This is a genomic window from Citrobacter sp. R4, from assembly GCF_026719175.1.
In the GTDB taxonomy this organism is placed as follows: Bacteria; Pseudomonadota; Gammaproteobacteria; order Enterobacterales; family Enterobacteriaceae; genus Citrobacter_A; species Citrobacter_A sedlakii.
Window position 1 is genome coordinate 228,909 of the sequence record NZ_JAPPSU010000002.1, and the last position, 18,278, is coordinate 247,186.

Annotated in this window: 14 protein-coding genes; 3 read left to right on the forward strand and 11 right to left on the reverse strand. The window is 50.7% G+C overall.

What is annotated here, in order from left to right:
* Window positions 1-3: 3 nt before the first annotated feature.
* On the reverse strand, window positions 4-912 hold the full coding sequence (gene cysD, locus OOJ60_RS06665) for a sulfate adenylyltransferase subunit CysD (RefSeq protein WP_042288720.1): 909 nt from the start codon (window positions 910-912) through the stop codon (window positions 4-6).
* Between the two features lie 278 nt (window positions 913-1,190).
* Here cysD and OOJ60_RS06670 point away from each other — a divergent pair, with 278 nt between their 5' ends.
* On the forward strand, window positions 1,191-2,228 hold the full coding sequence (locus OOJ60_RS06670; protein ID WP_205612283.1) for an aminopeptidase: 1,038 nt from the start codon (window positions 1,191-1,193) through the stop codon (window positions 2,226-2,228).
* 379 nt (window positions 2,229-2,607) lie between these two features.
* Here OOJ60_RS06670 and OOJ60_RS06675 read toward each other — a convergent pair whose 3' ends face one another.
* Together OOJ60_RS06675 and OOJ60_RS06680 are read right to left on the reverse strand one after the other, a co-directional pair.
* A complete protein-coding gene (locus OOJ60_RS06675; RefSeq protein WP_205612284.1) occupies window positions 2,608-2,889 on the reverse strand; it encodes a DUF5339 domain-containing protein in 282 nt (93 codons plus the stop codon).
* A gap of 206 nt (window positions 2,890-3,095) precedes the next feature.
* Window positions 3,096-3,644, reverse strand: a complete 549-nt coding sequence (locus OOJ60_RS06680) for a helix-turn-helix transcriptional regulator (protein WP_042288729.1) — start codon at window positions 3,642-3,644, stop codon at window positions 3,096-3,098.
* Window positions 3,645-4,228: 584 nt separating this feature from the next.
* On the opposite strand from OOJ60_RS06680, the gene OOJ60_RS06685 reads away from it, so the two are divergent.
* Complete coding sequence (locus OOJ60_RS06685) at window positions 4,229-4,864, forward strand: helix-turn-helix transcriptional regulator (protein WP_205612285.1); 636 nt, start codon at window positions 4,229-4,231, stop codon at window positions 4,862-4,864.
* Between the two features lie 52 nt (window positions 4,865-4,916).
* On the opposite strand, the gene OOJ60_RS06690 is transcribed toward OOJ60_RS06685, so the two are convergent.
* The 4 genes from OOJ60_RS06690 to cysJ form a co-directional block, all read right to left on the reverse strand.
* Entirely contained in the window at window positions 4,917-7,529 is a 2,613-nt protein-coding gene (locus OOJ60_RS06690; RefSeq protein ID WP_205612286.1) for an autotransporter outer membrane beta-barrel domain-containing protein, read from the reverse strand.
* Between the two features lie 727 nt (window positions 7,530-8,256).
* A complete protein-coding gene (cysH, locus tag OOJ60_RS06695; RefSeq protein ID WP_042288763.1) occupies window positions 8,257-8,991 on the reverse strand; it encodes a phosphoadenosine phosphosulfate reductase in 735 nt (244 codons plus the stop codon).
* A gap of 99 nt (window positions 8,992-9,090) precedes the next feature.
* Window positions 9,091-10,803 (reverse strand): assimilatory sulfite reductase (NADPH) hemoprotein subunit, encoded by a 1,713-nt coding sequence (cysI, locus tag OOJ60_RS06700; RefSeq protein WP_042288765.1) that lies wholly within the window; start codon window positions 10,801-10,803, stop codon window positions 9,091-9,093.
* Entirely contained in the window at window positions 10,803-12,602 is a 1,800-nt protein-coding gene (cysJ, locus tag OOJ60_RS06705; RefSeq protein WP_042288768.1) for an NADPH-dependent assimilatory sulfite reductase flavoprotein subunit, read from the reverse strand. Before cysJ ends, cysI begins: the two co-directional genes overlap by 1 nt.
* 304 nt (window positions 12,603-12,906) lie before the next feature.
* Between cysJ and queD the strand changes: the two genes are divergently transcribed.
* Window positions 12,907-13,269: a 6-carboxytetrahydropterin synthase QueD gene (gene queD, locus OOJ60_RS06710; RefSeq protein WP_060569385.1), complete on the forward strand. Its 363-nt coding sequence runs from the start codon at window positions 12,907-12,909 to the stop codon at window positions 13,267-13,269.
* A gap of 70 nt (window positions 13,270-13,339) precedes the next feature.
* Here the strand turns inward: queD and queE are convergent, their stop codons facing one another.
* The 4 genes from queE to mazG form a co-directional block, all read right to left on the reverse strand.
* A complete protein-coding gene (gene queE, locus OOJ60_RS06715) occupies window positions 13,340-14,011 on the reverse strand; it encodes a 7-carboxy-7-deazaguanine synthase QueE (RefSeq protein ID WP_042288797.1) in 672 nt (223 codons plus the stop codon).
* Between the two features lie 132 nt (window positions 14,012-14,143).
* Window positions 14,144-15,442 (reverse strand): phosphopyruvate hydratase, encoded by a 1,299-nt coding sequence (eno, locus tag OOJ60_RS06720; RefSeq protein ID WP_042288799.1) that lies wholly within the window; start codon window positions 15,440-15,442, stop codon window positions 14,144-14,146.
* Between the two features lie 89 nt (window positions 15,443-15,531).
* On the reverse strand, window positions 15,532-17,169 hold the full coding sequence (gene pyrG, locus OOJ60_RS06725; RefSeq protein WP_042288801.1) for a glutamine hydrolyzing CTP synthase: 1,638 nt from the start codon (window positions 17,167-17,169) through the stop codon (window positions 15,532-15,534).
* Between the two features lie 223 nt (window positions 17,170-17,392).
* Entirely contained in the window at window positions 17,393-18,184 is a 792-nt protein-coding gene (gene mazG, locus OOJ60_RS06730) for a nucleoside triphosphate pyrophosphohydrolase (RefSeq protein WP_205612287.1), read from the reverse strand.
* Window positions 18,185-18,278 lie beyond the last annotated feature (94 nt).

The window sequence follows — 18,278 nt, forward strand, 5'->3', positions numbered from 1 at the left end:
TCCTTAGAAATACCCCTGACGTTTCTTCAGCTCCATAGAGCCTGCCTGGTCGCGGTCGATGACCCGCCCCTGACGTTCGCTGGTGGTCGAAACCAGCATCTCTTCAATAATTTCCGGTAACGTCCGGGCGTTCGATTCAACCGCGCCGGTCAGCGGCCAGCAGCCGAGGGTGCGGAAGCGCACCATCCGTTTTTTGATCATTTCCCCCGGTTGCAGGTCAATGCGATCGTCGTCGATCATCATTAGCATGCCGTCGCGCTCCAGTACCGGACGCTCAGCCGCCAGATACAGCGGGACAATCTCGATGTTTTCCAGCCAGATGTACTGCCAGATATCCTGTTCCGTCCAGTTAGAAAGCGGGAAGACGCGGATGCTCTCGCCTTTGTTAATCTGGCCGTTATAGTTGTGCCACAGTTCCGGGCGTTGGTTTTTGGGATCCCAGCGATGAAAACGGTCGCGGAAAGAGTAAATGCGCTCTTTAGCGCGAGACTTTTCTTCGTCACGACGCGCGCCGCCGAACGCAGCGTCAAACCCGTACTTGTTCAATGCCTGCTTCAAGCCTTCGGTTTTCATGATGTCGGTATGTTTGGCGCTGCCGTGGACAAACGGGTTAATGCCCATCGCTACCCCTTCCGGGTTTTTATGCACCAGCAACTCGCAACCGTAAGCTTTCGCGGTACGGTCGCGGAATTCGTACATTTCGCGGAACTTCCAACCGGTGTCGACGTGCAGCAGCGGAAACGGCAGCGTTCCCGGGTAAAACGCCTTACGCGCCAAATGCAGCATGACGCTGGAGTCTTTACCAATAGAATAGAGCATTACCGGGTTGGAGAATTCTGCCGCCACCTCGCGAATAATATGGATGCTTTCCGCTTCCAGCTGTCGCAGGTGGGTGAGTCGTTTTTGGTCCATAGCCGTTCCTTTACAATACCGCTACTGTCGAGCGCGTCAGATAACCCGACTATAGGGAGCGCAGCAGAACGAATGAAATTACGAATTGGAATGAGTAGTTCCTCAAAGGAATAACGATCTGGGAAAGCAAATATCAAAAAGTGCTTAAGCCAGCGGTTTTTCGGGCATTTCAGAGCAAATGAAATTGTGTTAGTCGGGCCGCGGTTTCATACTAGGCGGGTTAAAATTTTTGCTTTGTATTCAGGGCGTCTCCCTGGCAGGCTATTTAAGGACTCACTATGTTTTCCGCAACGCGCCGTTTTGTCGCCATTCTGGCCCTCGGCGTCTGCTTTATGGCTCCCGCACAGGCGTCAGCATCGTCACCTGGCGATTTTGCGACATTACAAACCCGGCATATTGCGACCGTCTTTCCCGGTCGAATGACGGGTTCCCCGGCTGAAATGCTTTCCGCTGACTATTTACGTCAGCAGTTTGCGCAAATGGGGTATCGCAGCGATATTCGTACCTTTAACAGCCGTTATATTTATACCGCGAAAGATAACCGCAAGAACTGGCATAACGTGACCGGTAGCACCGTGATTGCCGCCCATGAAGGCAAAGCGCCGCAGCAAATTATTATCATGGCGCACCTGGATACCTACGCCCCGCAAAGCGACGCCGACATCGACGCGAATCTGGGCGGGTTGACCCTACAGGGCGTGGACGATAACGCCGCGGGTCTGGGCGTGATGCTCGAGCTGGCCGAACGGCTGAAAGATGTCCCCACCGAATACGGCATTCGTTTTATCGCCACCAGCGGCGAGGAAGAAGGCAAACTCGGCGCGGAAAATCTCCTTAAGCGTATGAGCGCAGCGGAGAAGAAAAACACCCTGCTGGTGATTAATCTCGATAACCTGATTACTGGCGATAAGCTGTACTTTAATAGCGGACAGCGCACTCCGGAAGCCGTGCGCAAATTAACCCGCGACCGGGCGCTCGCCATTGCCCGCCGTCACGGTATCGCCGCCGCCACCAATCCCGGTCTGAATAAGGATTACCCGAAAGGCACCGGCTGTTGTAACGATGCGGAAGTGTTCGACAGAGCCGGAATTGCGGTGCTTTCCGTTGAGGCCACGAACTGGAACCTCGGTAAAAAAGACGGGTATCAACAGCGCGCGAAAACGGCGTCCTTCCCGGCAGGCAACAGCTGGCACGACGTTCGCCTGGATAACCAGCAGCATATCGATAAAGCGCTTCCCGGACGCATTGAGCGCCGCAACCGGGACGTGATGCGTATCATGCTGCCGCTGGTGAAAGAGCTGGCGAAAGCGTCTTAAGTTTCCCATATCGCCTGGCCCTGACGCACGCAGGGCCAGTTGCCAGTCTCCATGACCACAGATCGCCTTCACGCAATTCTCTGGCGCCACACTAATTTTTCAGGAAATAAAACTGTTATTAAGTAGCAGGAATACGGAATTATTATTTGAAAATTTCTACCGAAATAGTCAGCGCTGTAAAATGAGAGAAGAGAAAACCCAATAATCACATTGAAGAATCGTTATAAAACAAGCAATTTAACGCAAAGTAAATCGATGACGAATAATGTGATGTGAAGGGTGCATTTTGCCAACGGGAATAGCAAACTGCAAAAAGCCGGATAACGTCAACAATTTCTCCGGCCCGGAAGTAATTGCGGTACGCGGTATAACCAGGGCGTTATTTGAGACCCATGGACTGTTTCATTTGAACCAGCGCCGCCGCACCTTGCTTACAGCCTGCATCCTGGTTTTCCGCCGGTAATTCCGCAAGTTGTTTTTTAGCCTGTTCCAACTGCGGTTTCATGGCGTCCATTTGTTGTTTAGCTTGTTCGCTGGATTTTGACGCTTCAACAATTAATGTATCAACATCGTTAAAATATTGCTGACAGGTTTCGGTGATTGCTGCAAAAGAAGTGCCGGACACCAGCGTCAGTGCCGTAGCAAAAATGATTTTTTTCATCTGTTTTTCCCTCAGTGTTAAAATGACGTTACTGCCTCCGGCAATAACGTCATCAAGAGTAATGCAAACGAGAGGGTAAAACAGCTTCAGACATTATTTTCAGATTATTCATTTTAGTTTTCGACAAACAGATCACAGTTCGACGCCTGACGACATTTTTAACCCTGCCCCTCAGATGAGAAGAGGCTGATAAGAAAGACTGGCATTTATAAAATAATCAATTCTTTCAACTTCTTACCCATCTTCCGCTCTAAGGAGTACTTTAGGTTAAAAACACTTTTGTTGCTTATTCTGACTATTTCCGCCACTTCCTGGGTGCTGTAACCGGAAAGGAGTAAATGCAGGATCTTTACTTCAAGACCCGTCGCCCTCGTTATCTTTTGGCTCTGGTTCATTGAAACCATACGTCCGGACTTGCGCAATGCTAACGGCTTATAAGTTCGTACAGTCAATACATCAACGATACACGTTTCCTTATGTTTCCAGTAACCGGCAAGAGGCTCCATCGTTTGATCGCTAAGCAAAATTATCTTCATCGGCACTTTTTTCAAATGATTCAGCCATGCATCGTCAGCAAATAGAGAAAGATAATAATGGGAAAAATCAACAAAAATCATCCCGCCCGAATGAATATTGTAATAATTATCCTTCAGCAAGAGAGTTATTCCTTTTTCCAGTAGGAAATTCCCTATAGGCCAGATAATATATTGACTCTCCATGCAATTGAGCATGCGCACGTTAAAAGTATCGGTCATATTACATTGCCAGGCACAGCTTTGGCATTTAATGGGGTAATCTTTATGGTAGTTCACAATGCGTCCATTATGGAGAAATAACATTCCTTATCTAAATATTATTGTTTTATTTGTTGCTATTCTAGATATATTTCACTTCTCTATTATTATGAAAAAGATGGATTATTCTGATGCTTCGCAGAAAAGTATCTCGAGGTTATGCGATACTGATATTGCTTTTTATCCTGTTTACCAGGATTCTTTCCAGACAATTTTAGGATTATTGCTGGCGATGGCGCGGGTTTATGTAAAGGTAAATAGCACAAAATGTTAAATGTATTTCACAAAATGCTTCGAAAATGAAAGCAGCTCTCGCTCTGTGTGGGGAAAAACACCTGGCATCACAAGGTATCATTGCTTTTTCTTTTCTACTTTTTTAATTTTTAGGCGCTCGGGTACTTACCGGGAAACGGGCTTTTCTTAAATTTTCGCTATTTTCTGTATGTCAACGTAAATATATTTCGATAAAGAAATATGTTTACTGTTTGTTCATGCTCGCTTCATTATGGTTCTCTTCGAAAATAAATTAATTGTGAAGGTACATTTTGAAAATAAAAGAAATACCCGATATCACTCACTGTGTAGGTTGTGGGTTACATTGCCCAACCAGCGATCAAAAGACCATTTGGGCTGTACTTTGTGAAAATAAAAAAATAATCATATGGCCTGAGGACAACTATTTTTTCTCGGCATCACTTCATCATTTAGTCTTCAGAAAATTCGCGTGCAAATTACCAAGGGGCGTTATCTTTGTTGATTTTTGCATTGAGAATCTGCCATTGTTCATCGACATTGCCTGGCTGGAAAAACTTAAAAATTTTGAGATGAGCATTGTACTGGTCACCGACCGGTCAATGAAGTCAATGGCCAGGTACTGGTTCAACAGAAGAAAAGAGATTATTGCTATACTGGTGGCAGGCATCGAACGCGCCTCCTTTATGAAGGACGCAGAAGATATCTTACGCGGAAAAAAGGTCAAACCTAAAGGTATTGTTGAAATAACAGAAAATGAAATGCAAGTTTTAAGGATGTTTGGAAGTGGGCACTCAACGTCTTTCATCGCACAAAAACTCAACTGTTCTGTTAAGAGTGTTTATAATTACCAATACTCGCTGTGTAAGAAACTGGGTAATTTAAAACGCTTAGAGCAGTTACGTCTGAAACATCGGGTCAGCTGGTAAACAAACCGGCACAACGTACCGGTTTGTTGTTCAGAAGAGAGAACATGGATGATTAGAAGCTGTAACGGAATCCAAGATTCGCCTGAACAGGGTCTTCTTGCTTATTCCCTTTTGCATAATCAAGTTCGGCAAACAGTGAAAGCTCCTTGTTGAAGGACGCACTTACCCCGATACCCGCTTTTCCCAGGTCACCGGAAAGATTGGTGGTAAACGTATTGCGCTGGTTAATTGTCGTACTGTTGTTGTCGACATATTCATGCACCCACGCCGCTTTGAAATACGGTGTAATAGATGTCCCTTTGTTTAGCAAGAAAGTACGTCCAAGATTAAAACCAGCTTCTGTGGTCAGCGAATCCTGATCGTCAATGCTGCCTTTCATGCCATTATTCAGTTTGATATCCTGACCTTTAACCTGAATTGCGGCAACCTTTGCATACGGCTCAAACCAAAAATGGTTCTGGAAATGGATGCTCTTACCCACTTCGATCGCTGCGCCCAGAGCATGTTGACTGTAATCGGCCGAAATACCGCTTCCATTTGTCGATACTGCATTTAAAGCGTTATCAAAATGGTTGTACTTCAGTATGCCATCAACATACCATCCCTCGTTGTGAAACCAGGTGGCCTGTGCGCCAATGCTAAGGCTATCAATACGGCTTACGCCCCCTCGCGCGTGCTTCACCTTACCGCTGTTATAGCTTGTAAACAGACCAACACGTGTTTTGGCGCCTTCGGTTGCCATTATTTGGTCAACGCCTAACTCTATTCCTGATTGCTCTAGTTTAAAGTCAGTATGCCCGCTGTCGATATTTGAGTCTCCACCCGTGAAACGCACCCATGCGCCATTGTCACCTTCCGTTTTCTCCGCCAGGCCTTGCCGGAAGCGTAAATTCTGCATCTCGTTTTTAAACATGATAACGGGCGCCGCTGACATAGAAAGCACAGCATCCGTCGCGGGCGTGGTTTTCGGCTTGTCCGTGATGGACGGAATTTCCTGACCCGGATCAGGTGTAGGATCGACAGGTGTCGGGGTTTCTTCGCCCGGTTCAGGAGTCGGAGTTTCTTCTCCCGGTTCTGGCTCCGGAATTTCGACTACAGGCTCTTTTTCTGCTGCCAGATACCAAATTTTACCGGTGTCTTCATCTCTTTCATAAAGCGAATACATGTAGGTACCGCCGTCAATGGCATTAATATTGGTACCGGCGAGCGTGGCAAGGCTAAAACTCGCTCCACCGCTTGCATCGGAAATAATATCAAGGCTGCGTCTATCCGGCTCTGTGATCTCCGCACCTGAATCGGCTACGGTAACGTTATGGTTGCCGGTACCCGTGGTGATGTTCAGGTAGTCCCCTTTGCCGCCTTCTAAAGAGGTATTGAAGTAAAAATGTAAATTGCCAGACAGTGAGTCAACATTCAGTCTGGAGTAAATAGCCGCACCGCTGGTGGCATCGCTGCCAGTGTAATACCTGACATTACCTTGTCCAGACAAGGCACCTACGGTTGCCGCGTCACTGTCACTGCTGTTGGCGATAATCAACAATGTTGAATCGCTGCCATTCAGCGCTACGTTATCTGCCCTCGCCCCGCCATCAGCGGATGTCGAAAGCTGCAATTGCCCCCGGTCATTAACCTGCGTTGCTCCTGTCATTGTTGCGCTATTCGCCAACCAGGATTTCGCGCTGCCGTTAATGGTGACATTTTCCGTGGTCGCATTACCATACACCGTCTGTATCGCCGCATCGTTCAGCGTCACATTATTCGCTGCAGAGCCAGCGTAAATCGTCTGTACGGCATTATCGTTCAGGGTGACGATGTTAGCCGTACCGCCCTGTTGTAATACCTGCGCCCCGGTACCAAACAACGTCGTATTATTGGCGACGCCGGCAATGGCTGATGTATCCGAACCGTTGATAAACAAGTACTGAATGCCACCGCTTTTGATGGTTGTATCATTCACTACGCCGCTGTTATAGACATATTGACGTCCATCTTCATTGATGGTCGCGCTATTTGCGATACCTGATAAGGTCACATACTGGATGCCGCCGTTAATCTGCGCATTACTGGAGACTCCAGACTGCTGAGCATATTCGTAGCCGCCTTGATCGATAACGGTACCGCTGCTGCTGCCACCTTCGTAGACAAATAATTTTCCGCCATCACTGACGTTATTATCTATGGCTTTACCAGTACTCCCGGTGTTTCCACTGTTAGAAATATAAGCGGTTCCCCCTTCCAGATGAGAATTTTGCAGCGTGCCACCATCATATACGCGTACTAAGCCGCCACTTTTAATTTTTATATTGGATGCGGTAGCGGGTACTGTACTATCAAAACCACCATTCGCTATTTTTGAGACCTGCGTGATGTAAACTTCGGCGCCCGAGTTGACGATAGAATCTTCCATAAAACCGAGCACACTCATCAGGCTACCGCTCAACATATTGACGTTCATTGCCGTGCCAGCGTAGCCATTAACCCCACCATAGTTATATGCGCCAATTTCGATGCAGCGATTTGCGTCAAGATCACCAGTCACCGTTGCAGAGCCGCCATACGATACGCTGGTGCGGCTACCGCAAAATGTCGCGGCAAAGGAAGATTGCGATAATGATATCGCCGTCAGAAATGCAAGTGTCGTCAGTTGTGTTTTAAGCTTCATCATTTAATACCATGCGTGTGATACAGATAAAAATAAAAAAAAACGCCCCTCTTGCGTAAAATACTTGGGGATTTTTAGCGGGTGATAGCGGGAGGGAAATAAAATGATGCGACTGATACATTAAAAAATCAGCAGGTTGGAGTTCCTTCCTATATATACCGTCCCTTAATTGCTATGGTATGGAAAAGAATAAAACTAAGCAAGATGGTGATATAATTACGAAACGTGATTTTTAATGGAAAAATCCTAACCAAAATGAGTTATCGCCAATAAATATAAATTTTACATATTGCAAAAACAGTTAGATAAAATTGCCGATGCTTTTTTTGGCTGATTTTTCTTAACCACTCCAGGAATATTGCTCTCTTTTTATGAGATAACGAAATTTCACTTTCAGCACTTTTTGCTAAAGTATCGTGACAGGCTGGAAGAGGTCAGACATTTTCGGGAAAATAAGCGCACGCATGATGGCGGGATACCGTGACGAAAGTCCCAGAATTTTAGCCCTGTAACAACATGGTTATCGTCATTAAATCCCCGCTTTCGCAGGGATCTGTCAACACATAACTCACTGGAGTATCAAGAGTTTTTCATTGAATGCTTTACTGATTATTCCATAACATCAAAACGCAGTGGTTGAGTGGTATTAGAATATGGAATAAAAGGGCCTGTAGGCTTTCTTATGTTTCACCAGGGCAAGTATTATGGTGATTCAACCTTCCTGAAGAAATTACCCCTCGTGCAAACCGCATTCGCGTTTCAGGCCAAAGAAGCGGGTTTCTTCTTCTGCCATCCCCGGCTCCCACTTGCGGGTAGTGTGCGTGTCGCCCACCGAGAGATAGCCTTCATCCCACAGCGGGTGGTATTTCAGGCCGTGCTTTTGCAGGTACTGGTACACCGTGCGGTTGTCCCAGTCGATGATGGGCAACACCTTAAACACCCCACGCTGAATGGCCAGCACCGGCAGATGGGCCCGACTCCCGGACTGCTCGCGACGCAAACCGGCAAACCATGTTTGCGCGTTCAGCTCTTTTAGCGCACGGTTCATCGGCTCGACCTTGTTAATCTCATTGTATTTCTCAATGCCCTCAACGCCCTGCTCCCAGAGTTTTCCGTAGCGCGCCTCCTGCCAGGCGGCGCTTTCAGTCGCGCGGTACACCTTCAGGTTCAGCTTAAGCTTGTCCGTTAACTCATCGATAAAACGGTAGGTTTCCGGAAACAAATAACCGGTATCAGTGAGGATCACCGGAATGTCCGGGCGGATCTGATTGACCAGATGCAAACTGACCGCCGCCTGAATGCCAAAGCTGGACGACAGCACGTATTCACCGGGCAGATTTTCCAGCGCCCAGACCACGCGGCCTTCTGCATCCCGTTTTTCCAGCTGGCTGTTGATTTCTGCCAACGCCATAACACGTTCAACTTTTGGCAGATCGTTCAGGGCGTTTAGATCGAGTATGGACATAAGAACCTCGTTTGCCTGCATTGCCGGGCGGCAATGACGTTTGCCCGGCCTGAAAACCTAAAGGCCCGGTAAGCGAAGCGCCTCCGGGCAAAGGCGTGGTTATTCCCAAAAATCCCGCGCAGGATCGCGCACCGGGCGAATAATGCCCGCACGCACCGTAAAGTCGCCGAAGCCTTCACCCGCTTCGCGCTCTTTCACCCAGCGCCCGATCAGTTCATCCAGCGAGGCCAGAATCTCCGGCTCGGTGATATTCTCTTTAAACATGCGGGGAATACGCGTTCCGATGCGATTGCCGCCCAGATGCAGGTTGTAACGACCCGGCGCTTTCCCGACCAGCCCCACTTCCGCCAGCATGGCGCGGCCACAGCCGTTCGGGCAACCGGTCACGCGCATAACAATATGCTCATCGCTCACCCCATGCTTCGCCATCAGCGTATCGACCTTATCAATAAAGGTCGGCAGGAAGCGTTCAGCCTCTGCCATTGCCAGCGGACAGGTCGGGAACGAGACGCAAGCCATTGAGTTTTCCCGCTGCGGCGTTACGGCATTCATTAAGCCGCTCTCCTGCGCGATCTTCTCTATTTTCGCTTTTTCGCTCTCCGGCACGCCGGCAATAATCAGGTTCTGGTTAGCGGTAATGCGGAATTCACCTTTATGGATCTTCGAAATCTCAAGCAGACCCGTTTTCAGCGGACGGCCCGGATAATCCAGAATACGGCCATTTTCAATAAACAACGTCAGGTGCCAGTTATTGTCGATGCCTTTTACCCAGCCGATACGATCGCCGCGACCGGTGAATTCATACGGGCGAATCGGCGCAAATGTGATCCCCGCGCGACGTTCAACTTCCGCTTTAAATGTCTCAACGCCTACGCGCTCCAGGGTGTATTTGGTTTTCGCGTTTTTACGGTCGGTACGGTTACCCCAGTCGCGCTGGGTGGTGACCACCGCTTCCGCCACCGCCAGCGTGTGCTCCAGCGGCAGGAAGCCGAACTCGCTCGCGGTGCGGGCATAGGTTTTCTTGTTACCGTGTTCGATGGACAATCCGCCGCCCACCAGCAGGTTAAAGCCCACCAGCTTGCCGTTTTCCGCCACGGCGACAAAGTTCATGTCGTTGGCATGCAGATCGATATCATTCTGCGGCGGGATCACCACCGTGGTTTTGAACTTACGCGGCAGATAGGTCTGACCGAGAATCGGTTCTTCATCGGTGGTCGCGACCTTTTCCTGATCCAGCCAGATCTCCGCATAAGCGCGGGTGCGCGGCAGCAGATGCTCAGAGATTTTCTTCGCCCACGCGTAGGCTTCGGCATGCAGCTCAGACTCATAAGGGTTCGAGGTGCAGAGCACGTTGCGGTTCATGTCGTTGGCGGTCGCCAGCGCATCCAGTCCAACGGAGTGCAGCATCTGGTGCACCGGCTTCACGTTTTTCTTCAGAATGCCGTGGAACTGGAAGGTCTGACGGTTGGTCAGACGGATGCTGCCATAAATCGTGTTTTCAGCCGCGAACTTGTCGATCGCCTGCCACTGTTTCGTGGTGATGACGCCGCCCGGCAAACGGCAGCGCAGTAGCATCGCGTGACGCGGCTCCAGCTTCTGCTCGGCGCGCTCGGCGCGGATATCGCGATCGTCCTGCTGATACATACCGTGAAAGCGGATCAGCAGGAAGTTGTCGCCTTTAAACCCGCCGGTGAGACCGTCATTCAGATCTTCAGCAATGGTGCCGCGCAGGTAGTTGCTTTCCAGCTTCATGCGCTCGGCGTCTGACAGTTTACCTTCGACCACCAGTGGTCCTGGATGTTTTTCGCTCATTAGTAGACATCTCGCTGATAACGGCGCTCTACGCGCAGCTCACTTAAAAATTCATCCGCTGCTTCGGCGTCCATCCCGCCGAATTCAGCAATCACGTCCAGCAGTGCCTGCTCAACGTCCTTCGCCATGCGATTGGCGTCGCCGCAGACATAAATGTGCGCGCCGTCGTTAATCCAGCGCCACAGTTCTGCGCCCTGTTCGCGCAGTTTGTCTTGTACGTAGACTTTTTCTTTTTGATCGCGTGACCAGGCCAGATCGATGCGCGAGAGCACGCCCTCTTTAACGTAGCGCTGCCATTCCACCTGGTAGAGGAAATCTTCGGTAAAGTGCGGATTGCCAAAAAAAAGCCAGTTTTTCCCCGGCGCTTCATCCGCCGCGCGCTGCTGCATAAAGGCGCGGAAGGGGGCGATGCCGGTACCAGGACCGATCATAATGACTGGCGTTTGTGGGTTTTCCGGCAGACGGAAATTATCATTGTGTTCGATGAACACGCGCACTTCGCCTTCTTCTTCGACACGATCGGCGAGGAAACTGGACGCACCACCGGCACGGGCACGGCCTTCCACCTCATAACGTACCGCGCCGACGGTAATATGCACTTCGCTTTCCACTTCCGCCTGCGATGAGGCAATGGAATACAGGCGCGGCGTAAGCGGACGCAGCAGGCCGATCAGCGCGTCTGCGTCCAGTTGTGCCGGTGAGAAGCGCAGCATGTCGACAATCGGCGTCGTCGCCGCGTAGTGCTGCAACTGCGCCTTATCGCCCACCAGCGGCAACAGGGATTCACTGCGCGTTAGCGTGGCGTAGTTTTCAACGATATTGGCGGTGTTGACCGTTAACTCAAAATGCCACTGCAACGCCTCCGACAGCGGGAGGTTTTTCCCGTCGACCGTTACGGGTTCATCGCCTTTCAGCCATACCAGCTCGACAATCTCTTTAACCAGCGCCGGATCGTTCTGATACCAGACGCCCAGCGCATCGCCGGGCTGGTAACGCAGGCCGGAATCGCCAAGATCGATCTCGATATGGCGCACGTCTTTTTCTGAATTACGCCCGGTAATCTTTTGATTGACCGAAAGCGATGCGCTGAGCGGCGCTTCTTTAGTGTAGGGGCTGGAGTGAATTTCGTTAACCGCACCACTGGCAATGACCTGCGAAGGGGCAGCGACCGGCGCACGGGATTTCAACACGTCAACCACGCGCGCACGCCATTCTGCGGCGGCGGGCTGGTATTCGACGTCGGCATCCACGCGATCCAGTAAACGCTCACCGCCCAGTTCCGCCAGCCTGCTGTCGAAATCTTTCCCGGCCTGGCAGAAAAATTCATACGACGTATCGCCAAGACCGAACACGGCAAAGGCGGTATTTTCCAGCTTCGGCGCTTTTTTCGAAAACAGGAACTTGTGCAGCGCGACGGCTTCTTCCGGCGGTTCCCCTTCTCCCTGCGTGGAAGCCACAACAACCAGCAGCTTTTCATTGCCGATCTGTTTGAATTTGTAGTCGCCTGCGTTGACCAGCGTGACGCTGAGTTTAGCCGCCAGCAAATCATCACGCAGCGCTTCTGCGACACGGCGCGCATTGCCGGTCTGGGAAGCGGAAATCAGCGTAATGCCCGGCATTTCAGCGACCGGCGCAGGCGGTGACACGGCTGCGCCCGGCTGCTGATTCAGCATGCCCCAGAAATAGCCAGAGACCCAGGCAAGCTGCGTGGGCGAGAGATCGGTTGTGGCCGCCTGAAGGCGCGCCAGCTGCTCCGGGTTCAGCGGAAGCAAAGCGGAAGGTGGGGCCTGTGTCGTCATGCGTCGTTATGTTCCAGTAAGCAAAGCGGATTTAAGCGATAAAACCCAAACTGAGGGTAAGGTTAACGGCGGGGATAATAACAATTAAAGAAGGGTTGGAAATATCAAATAACCAAATGGACTAACCTGTTTTAGTTATCGTTATTAACAATAAAAGCGATTAAATAACCCACTGAAATATATAGAGATACACATTATTCATCGCGTCAATTCCGTTATCAACGCGTCATGGCCGCTTTAGTTAATGCGAAAAAATGTACTTTGCTGTACCCTACGGCGGTTTTTGCCTGACTGAGAATTTAAGATGACCACCACCCTGTTTAAAGATTTCACCTTCGAAGCCGCTCACCGTTTGCCGCACGTCCCGGAAGGACATAAATGTGGTCGTCTGCACGGGCACTCTTTTATGGTGCGCCTGGAGGTTACCGGCGAAGTTGATCCGCACACGGGTTGGATTATTGATTTTGCAGAACTGAAGGCGGCGTTTAAGCCAACCTATGACCGTCTGGATCACTACTACCTGAATGATATTCCGGGTTTGTCGAATCCCACCAGCGAAGTGCTGGCGAAGTGGATTTGGGAACAGGTAAAACCCGCAGTACCGTTACTGAGCGCGGTGATGGTAAAAGAAACGTGTACGGCAGGCTGCGTCTATCGCGGCGAATGATCCTTGAAAGAAGCCGGATAGCGGCGCGAAGCGCCTTATCCGGCCTGCACTGTGACGTCTGACGCGGTTGTCAGGCAATGTTCAAATATTTATGCGTTTGCATCGACAACCGCCAGTTGCGGGCGATACAGGTTTCAATGCACAGTCGGGTCGCATCGTCTTTCTGGCTGATGGGTTGGAGTGCGATAACGCGCTGCTTTTCGTCCGTCAGCGTCGCCAACAGTTCGTCCAGCGCTTCAATGTCACGCACACGTCCCACAGGATGTTTGATTTCATCAGCACGCTCAAGCGCTTGCGACAGCACGTCGTAACCGCCACGCATATTCACTTTTGGTGAGACCGTGACCCATGTTGAGTGAGAACAGCGCACTTCATGAGTGCCGCTGGTTTCTATCTGGCAACTAAAGCCATTCTTTTCGAGCAGTTCGGTTAGCGGCATCAGATCGTGAATGCAGGGTTCCCCTCCTGTGATCACCACATGGCGAGCCGTCCAGCCCTGTCGACCAATGATGGCAAGCAGATCTTCTGCACTGCCTGCCCCCCATTTGTCGCTCTCTTTAGTTTTCGCCAGAATGCTGAACAGCGACACTTCCCGATCCGCGAGCTTATCCCATGTATGTTTGGTATCACACCAGGCGCAGCCAACCGGGCATCCCTGTAAGCGAATAAAAATAGCGGGAACGCCGGTAAAATAACCCTCGCCTTGCAGGGTCTGGAACATCTCGTTAATCGGGTACTGCATAGTCATCTCTGTAAGGGGAATAAACGTTAAGTATCGCAGATGTTGCCCTTAAGGTCATGTGCGAGAGCTGCTTTACCGCAGGCATAAAAAAACCCGCCGAAGCGGGTTTTTTAGAAGAACGAAAGTTCAGGATTACGCCTGGCCTTTGATCTCTTTACGACCGTTGTACGGTGCTTTTTCGCCCAGCGCTTCTTCGATACGGATCAGCTGGTTGTATTTAGCAACGCGGTCAGAACGGCTCATGGAACCGGTTTTGATCTGGCCAGCAGCGGTACCTACAGCCAGGTCAGCGATGGTCGCATCTTCAGTTTCGCCAGAACGGTGAGAGATAACGGCAGTGTAGCCCGCGTCTTTCGCCATCTTGATTGCAGCCAGGGTTTCGGTCAGAGAACCGATCTGGTTGAATTTGATCAGGATGGAGTTAGCGATGCCTTTCTCGATACCTTCTTTCAGGATCTTGGTGTTAGTCACGAACAGGTCGTCGCCCACCAGCTGAATTTTGTCGCCCAGGACTTTAGTCTGGTATGCGAAACCGTCCCAGTCAGACTCGTCCAGACCGTCTTCGATAGAGACGATCGGGTACTGCTTGGTCAGTTCTTCCAGGAAGTGAGTGAATTCTTCAGAGGTGAACGCTTTGTTGCCTTCGCCAGCCAGAACGTATTTACCGTCTTTGTAGAATTCAGACGCTGCGCAGTCCATCGCCAGAGTGATGTCTTTGCCCAGCTCGTAGCCAGCCGCTTTTACCGCTTCAGCGATAACAGCCAGTGCTTCGGCGTTAGAACCCAGGTTCGGCGCGTAACCCCCTTCGTCACCCACCGCAGTGTTCATGCCTTTGCCTTTCAGCACTTTTGCCAGGTGATGGAAAACTTCAGAACCCATGCGGATGGCTTCTTTAACGGTTTTCGCGCCAACCGGCTGAATCATGAATTCCTGGATGTCGACGTTGTTGTCAGCGTGCTCGCCACCGTTGATGATGTTCATCATCGGAACCGGCATGGAGTATTTGCCCGGAGTACCGTTCAGTTCAGCGATGTGTTCGTACAGCGGCATGCCTTTAGAGGCTGCAGCGGCTTTGGCGTTAGCCAGAGATACCGCCAGGATTGCGTTCGCACCGAAGTTGGATTTGTTTTCAGTACCGTCCAGATCGATCATGATCTTGTCGATACCAGCCTGATCTTTGGCGTCTTTGCCAAGGATAGCCTGAGCGATCGGACCGTTAACCGCGCCAACTGCTTTGGTTACGCCTTTACCCAGGAAACGGGATTTGTCGCCATCGCGCAGTTCCAGCGCTTCGCGGGAACCCGTAGAGGCACCTGACGGGGCAGCTGCCATACCGACGAAACCACCTTCCAGGTGTACTTCGGCTTCAACAGTCGGGTTACCACGGGAGTCGATGATTTCACGACCGATGACTTTAACGATTTTGGACATTAGGTTTTCCTCGAGTCACTAGTTAACTAAAACTCCAGACAAACAACGCGTACCTTTGGTACGCGTTGCCGTTCTAACTTTTTTACTTCTTACTTCGCCTGACGCTTCTGATACTCGCTGGCGGCCTTCACGAAGCCTGCAAACAGCGGATGCCCGTCACGCGGCGTTGAAGTAAATTCCGGGTGGAACTGGCAGGCAACGAACCACGGATGGTTAGGCACCTCGATGATCTCGACTAACTGATCGTCCCCGGAGCGGCCCGCAACGCGCAGACCCGCAGCTTCAATTTGTTTCAACAACATGTTGTTGACTTCATAGCGGTGACGATGGCGCTCGGTGATGACTGGCTGGCCATACAGCTGGCGAACCACGCTATCGTCGGACAACTGGCAAGCCTGTGCGCCAAGACGCATAGTACCACCCAGATCGCTTTTCTCGGTACGGACCTCGACGTTACCGTCTTCGTCGCGCCATTCCGTAATCAGCGCCACGACAGGGTACTTACAGTCTGGCACAAATTCCGTAGAGTTCGCGTTTTCCATTCCCGCTACGTTGCGCGCAAATTCGATCAGCGCAACCTGCATACCCAGGCAAATGCCGAGGTAAGGAATATTGTTCTCACGCGCATAGCGTGCAGTGGCGATCTTGCCTTCAACACCACGGTAGCCGAAGCCGCCAGGGATCAGGATAGCATCCAGATCTTTCAGAATTTCAACGCCGCGCGTTTCAACATCCTGCGAATCAATCAGCTTAATGTTGACGGAGACGCGATTCTTCAGACCGCCGTGTTTCAGCGCTTCGATGACCGACTTATAGGCGTCCGGCAGTTCAATGTATTTGCCGACCATACCGATAGTCACTTCGCCGCCCGGATTGGCTTCTTCATAAATTACCTGTTCCCATTCAGACAGGTTAGCTTCCGGACAGTTCAAGCTGAATCGTTTACAAATATAATCATCCAGACCCTGAGATTTCAACAGGCCCGGAATTTTATAAATGGAATCGACATCTTTCATTGAAATAACGGCTTTTTCAGGCACGTTACAGAACAATGCAATTTTCGCACGTTCGTTTGCCGGAATCGCGCGATCGGAACGGCAAACCAGGATGTCTGGCTGAATACCAATGGAAAGCAGCTCTTTAACGGAGTGCTGTGTCGGTTTAGTTTTTACTTCACCAGCCGCCGCCATGTAAGGCACCAGCGTCAGGTGCATGAACAGCGCATGTTCACGACCAATATCGACCGCCAGCTGACGAATCGCTTCGAGGAAAGGCAGGGATTCGATATCCCCTACGGTACCGCCGATTTCAACCAGCACAACGTCATGCCCTTCGCCACCGGCAAGGACGCGTTCTTTAATGGCGTTGGTGATGTGTGGGATAACCTGCACGGTTGCGCCCAGATAGTCACCACGGCGCTCTTTACGCAGAACATCAGAGTAGATACGGCCAGTCGTAAAGTTGTTACGACGGGTCATTTTTGTACGGATGAAACGCTCGTAGTGGCCAAGATCCAGATCGGTTTCAGCGCCGTCTTCAGTAACGAACACTTCCCCGTGTTGGGTTGGGCTCATGGTGCCAGGATCGACGTTGATGTACGGATCCAGTTTCATCATGGTCACATTGAGGCCACGGGCTTCAAGAATGGCTGCGAGGGAGGCTGCGGCAATGCCTTTACCCAGAGAGGATACGACCCCGCCGGTCACAAAAATATAGTTCGTTGTCATGCTGAACCTGAGAAGTTAGGGTGAAACGATGGAATAACCAGGACGGGAAAGTAGTATACCCGAACACAGCGAGCGCCACAAACTTTCATTCTCCGTCTCCTTCCCAGGCCAGGACTATCATAAGGAGTGAGAAAATAGCCCCTTTTGGGTAAATGTTTTTGACGCAAATCAAGCGCTTGTCATTTAAAAAACCGCACAAATAGCGCTTGTTCGCAAAATTCCGTTAGAGATCAGTTTCCTGGCGTTTTACTTCCTGCCACACGACTTCCATGGTTTCCAGATCGACTCCTGTCATTTCCAGGCCGCGCGCCGCAACAATCCGTTCGACTTCGCGAAAACGACGCTCAAATTTTTCGTTGGCTTTTTGCAGGGCAATCTCGGCTTTGGTCCCCAAATGACGCGCCATATTGACGGTGGCAAACAGCAGATCCCCCATTTCTTCCTCGAGTTTAGCCTGGTCAACCACCGCCTGTCGGGCTTCATACATCACCTCGTCGATTTCTTCATACACTTTATCGACGACCGGCCCGAGCGTGGTCCAGTCAAACCCGACGTTTGAGCAACGCTTCTGGATTTTCTGCGCCCGCATCAGCGCGGGTAAGCTGCGCGGGATATCATCCAGCGCGGAATGCTGCGCTTTTTGCGCCCGTTCTTCGGTTTTGATCTGCTCCCAGCGAGTCAGGACTTCCGTACTGTTGCTGGCGGAAACGTCCGCAAAAACGTGCGGGTGGCGGCGTTCGAGTTTGTCGCTGATGGCAGCGCAAATATCATTGAAATCAAAGCGCCCTTCTTCCTGCGCCATTTGCGCGTAAAACACCACCTGAAACAGCAAATCGCCCAATTCGCCGCGCAGATCGTCAAAGTCTTCTCGCGCAATCGCGTCAAGGACTTCATAGGTTTCTTCCAGCGTATAGGGCGCAATGGTGGCAAAAGTCTGTTCTTTGTCCCACGGGCAGCCGTTTTCCGGGTCGCGCAGGCGCTGCATGATGTTAAGCAGGCGATCAATTTGTGTCATGGGTATGTCCTGAACCTCCAGGCCCGTCAAGCCAAACGCTGTCGGGCAAAAAAAAGCCGGATGGCGGCGTACCGCATGATCCGGCCTGTATTAT

Bases quoted from the DNA above. Each gene is read 5' to 3' on its own strand.
- mazG (WP_205612287.1), bottom strand. From the start codon at position 18,184: ATGACACAAATTGATCGCCTGCTTAACATCATGCAGCGCCTGCGCGAC.
- OOJ60_RS06670 (WP_205612283.1), top strand. From the start codon at position 1,191: ATGTTTTCCGCAACGCGCCGTTTTGTCGCCATTCTGGCCCTCGGCGTC.
- queE (WP_042288797.1), bottom strand. From the start codon at position 14,011: ATGCAGTACCCGATTAACGAGATGTTCCAGACCCTGCAAGGCGAGGGT.
- eno (WP_042288799.1), bottom strand. From the start codon at position 15,442: ATGTCCAAAATCGTTAAAGTCATCGGTCGTGAAATCATCGACTCCCGT.
- OOJ60_RS06675 (WP_205612284.1), bottom strand. From the start codon at position 2,889: ATGAAAAAAATCATTTTTGCTACGGCACTGACGCTGGTGTCCGGCACT.
- queD (WP_060569385.1), top strand. From the start codon at position 12,907: ATGACCACCACCCTGTTTAAAGATTTCACCTTCGAAGCCGCTCACCGT.
- pyrG (WP_042288801.1), bottom strand. From the start codon at position 17,169: ATGACAACGAACTATATTTTTGTGACCGGCGGGGTCGTATCCTCTCTG.
- OOJ60_RS06680 (WP_042288729.1), bottom strand. From the start codon at position 3,644: ATGACCGATACTTTTAACGTGCGCATGCTCAATTGCATGGAGAGTCAA.
- cysJ (WP_042288768.1), bottom strand. From the start codon at position 12,602: ATGACGACACAGGCCCCACCTTCCGCTTTGCTTCCGCTGAACCCGGAG.
- OOJ60_RS06690 (WP_205612286.1), bottom strand. From the start codon at position 7,529: ATGATGAAGCTTAAAACACAACTGACGACACTTGCATTTCTGACGGCG.
- cysI (WP_042288765.1), bottom strand. From the start codon at position 10,803: ATGAGCGAAAAACATCCAGGACCACTGGTGGTCGAAGGTAAACTGTCA.
- cysH (WP_042288763.1), bottom strand. From the start codon at position 8,991: ATGTCCATACTCGATCTAAACGCCCTGAACGATCTGCCAAAAGTTGAA.
- cysD (WP_042288720.1), bottom strand. From the start codon at position 912: ATGGACCAAAAACGACTCACCCACCTGCGACAGCTGGAAGCGGAAAGC.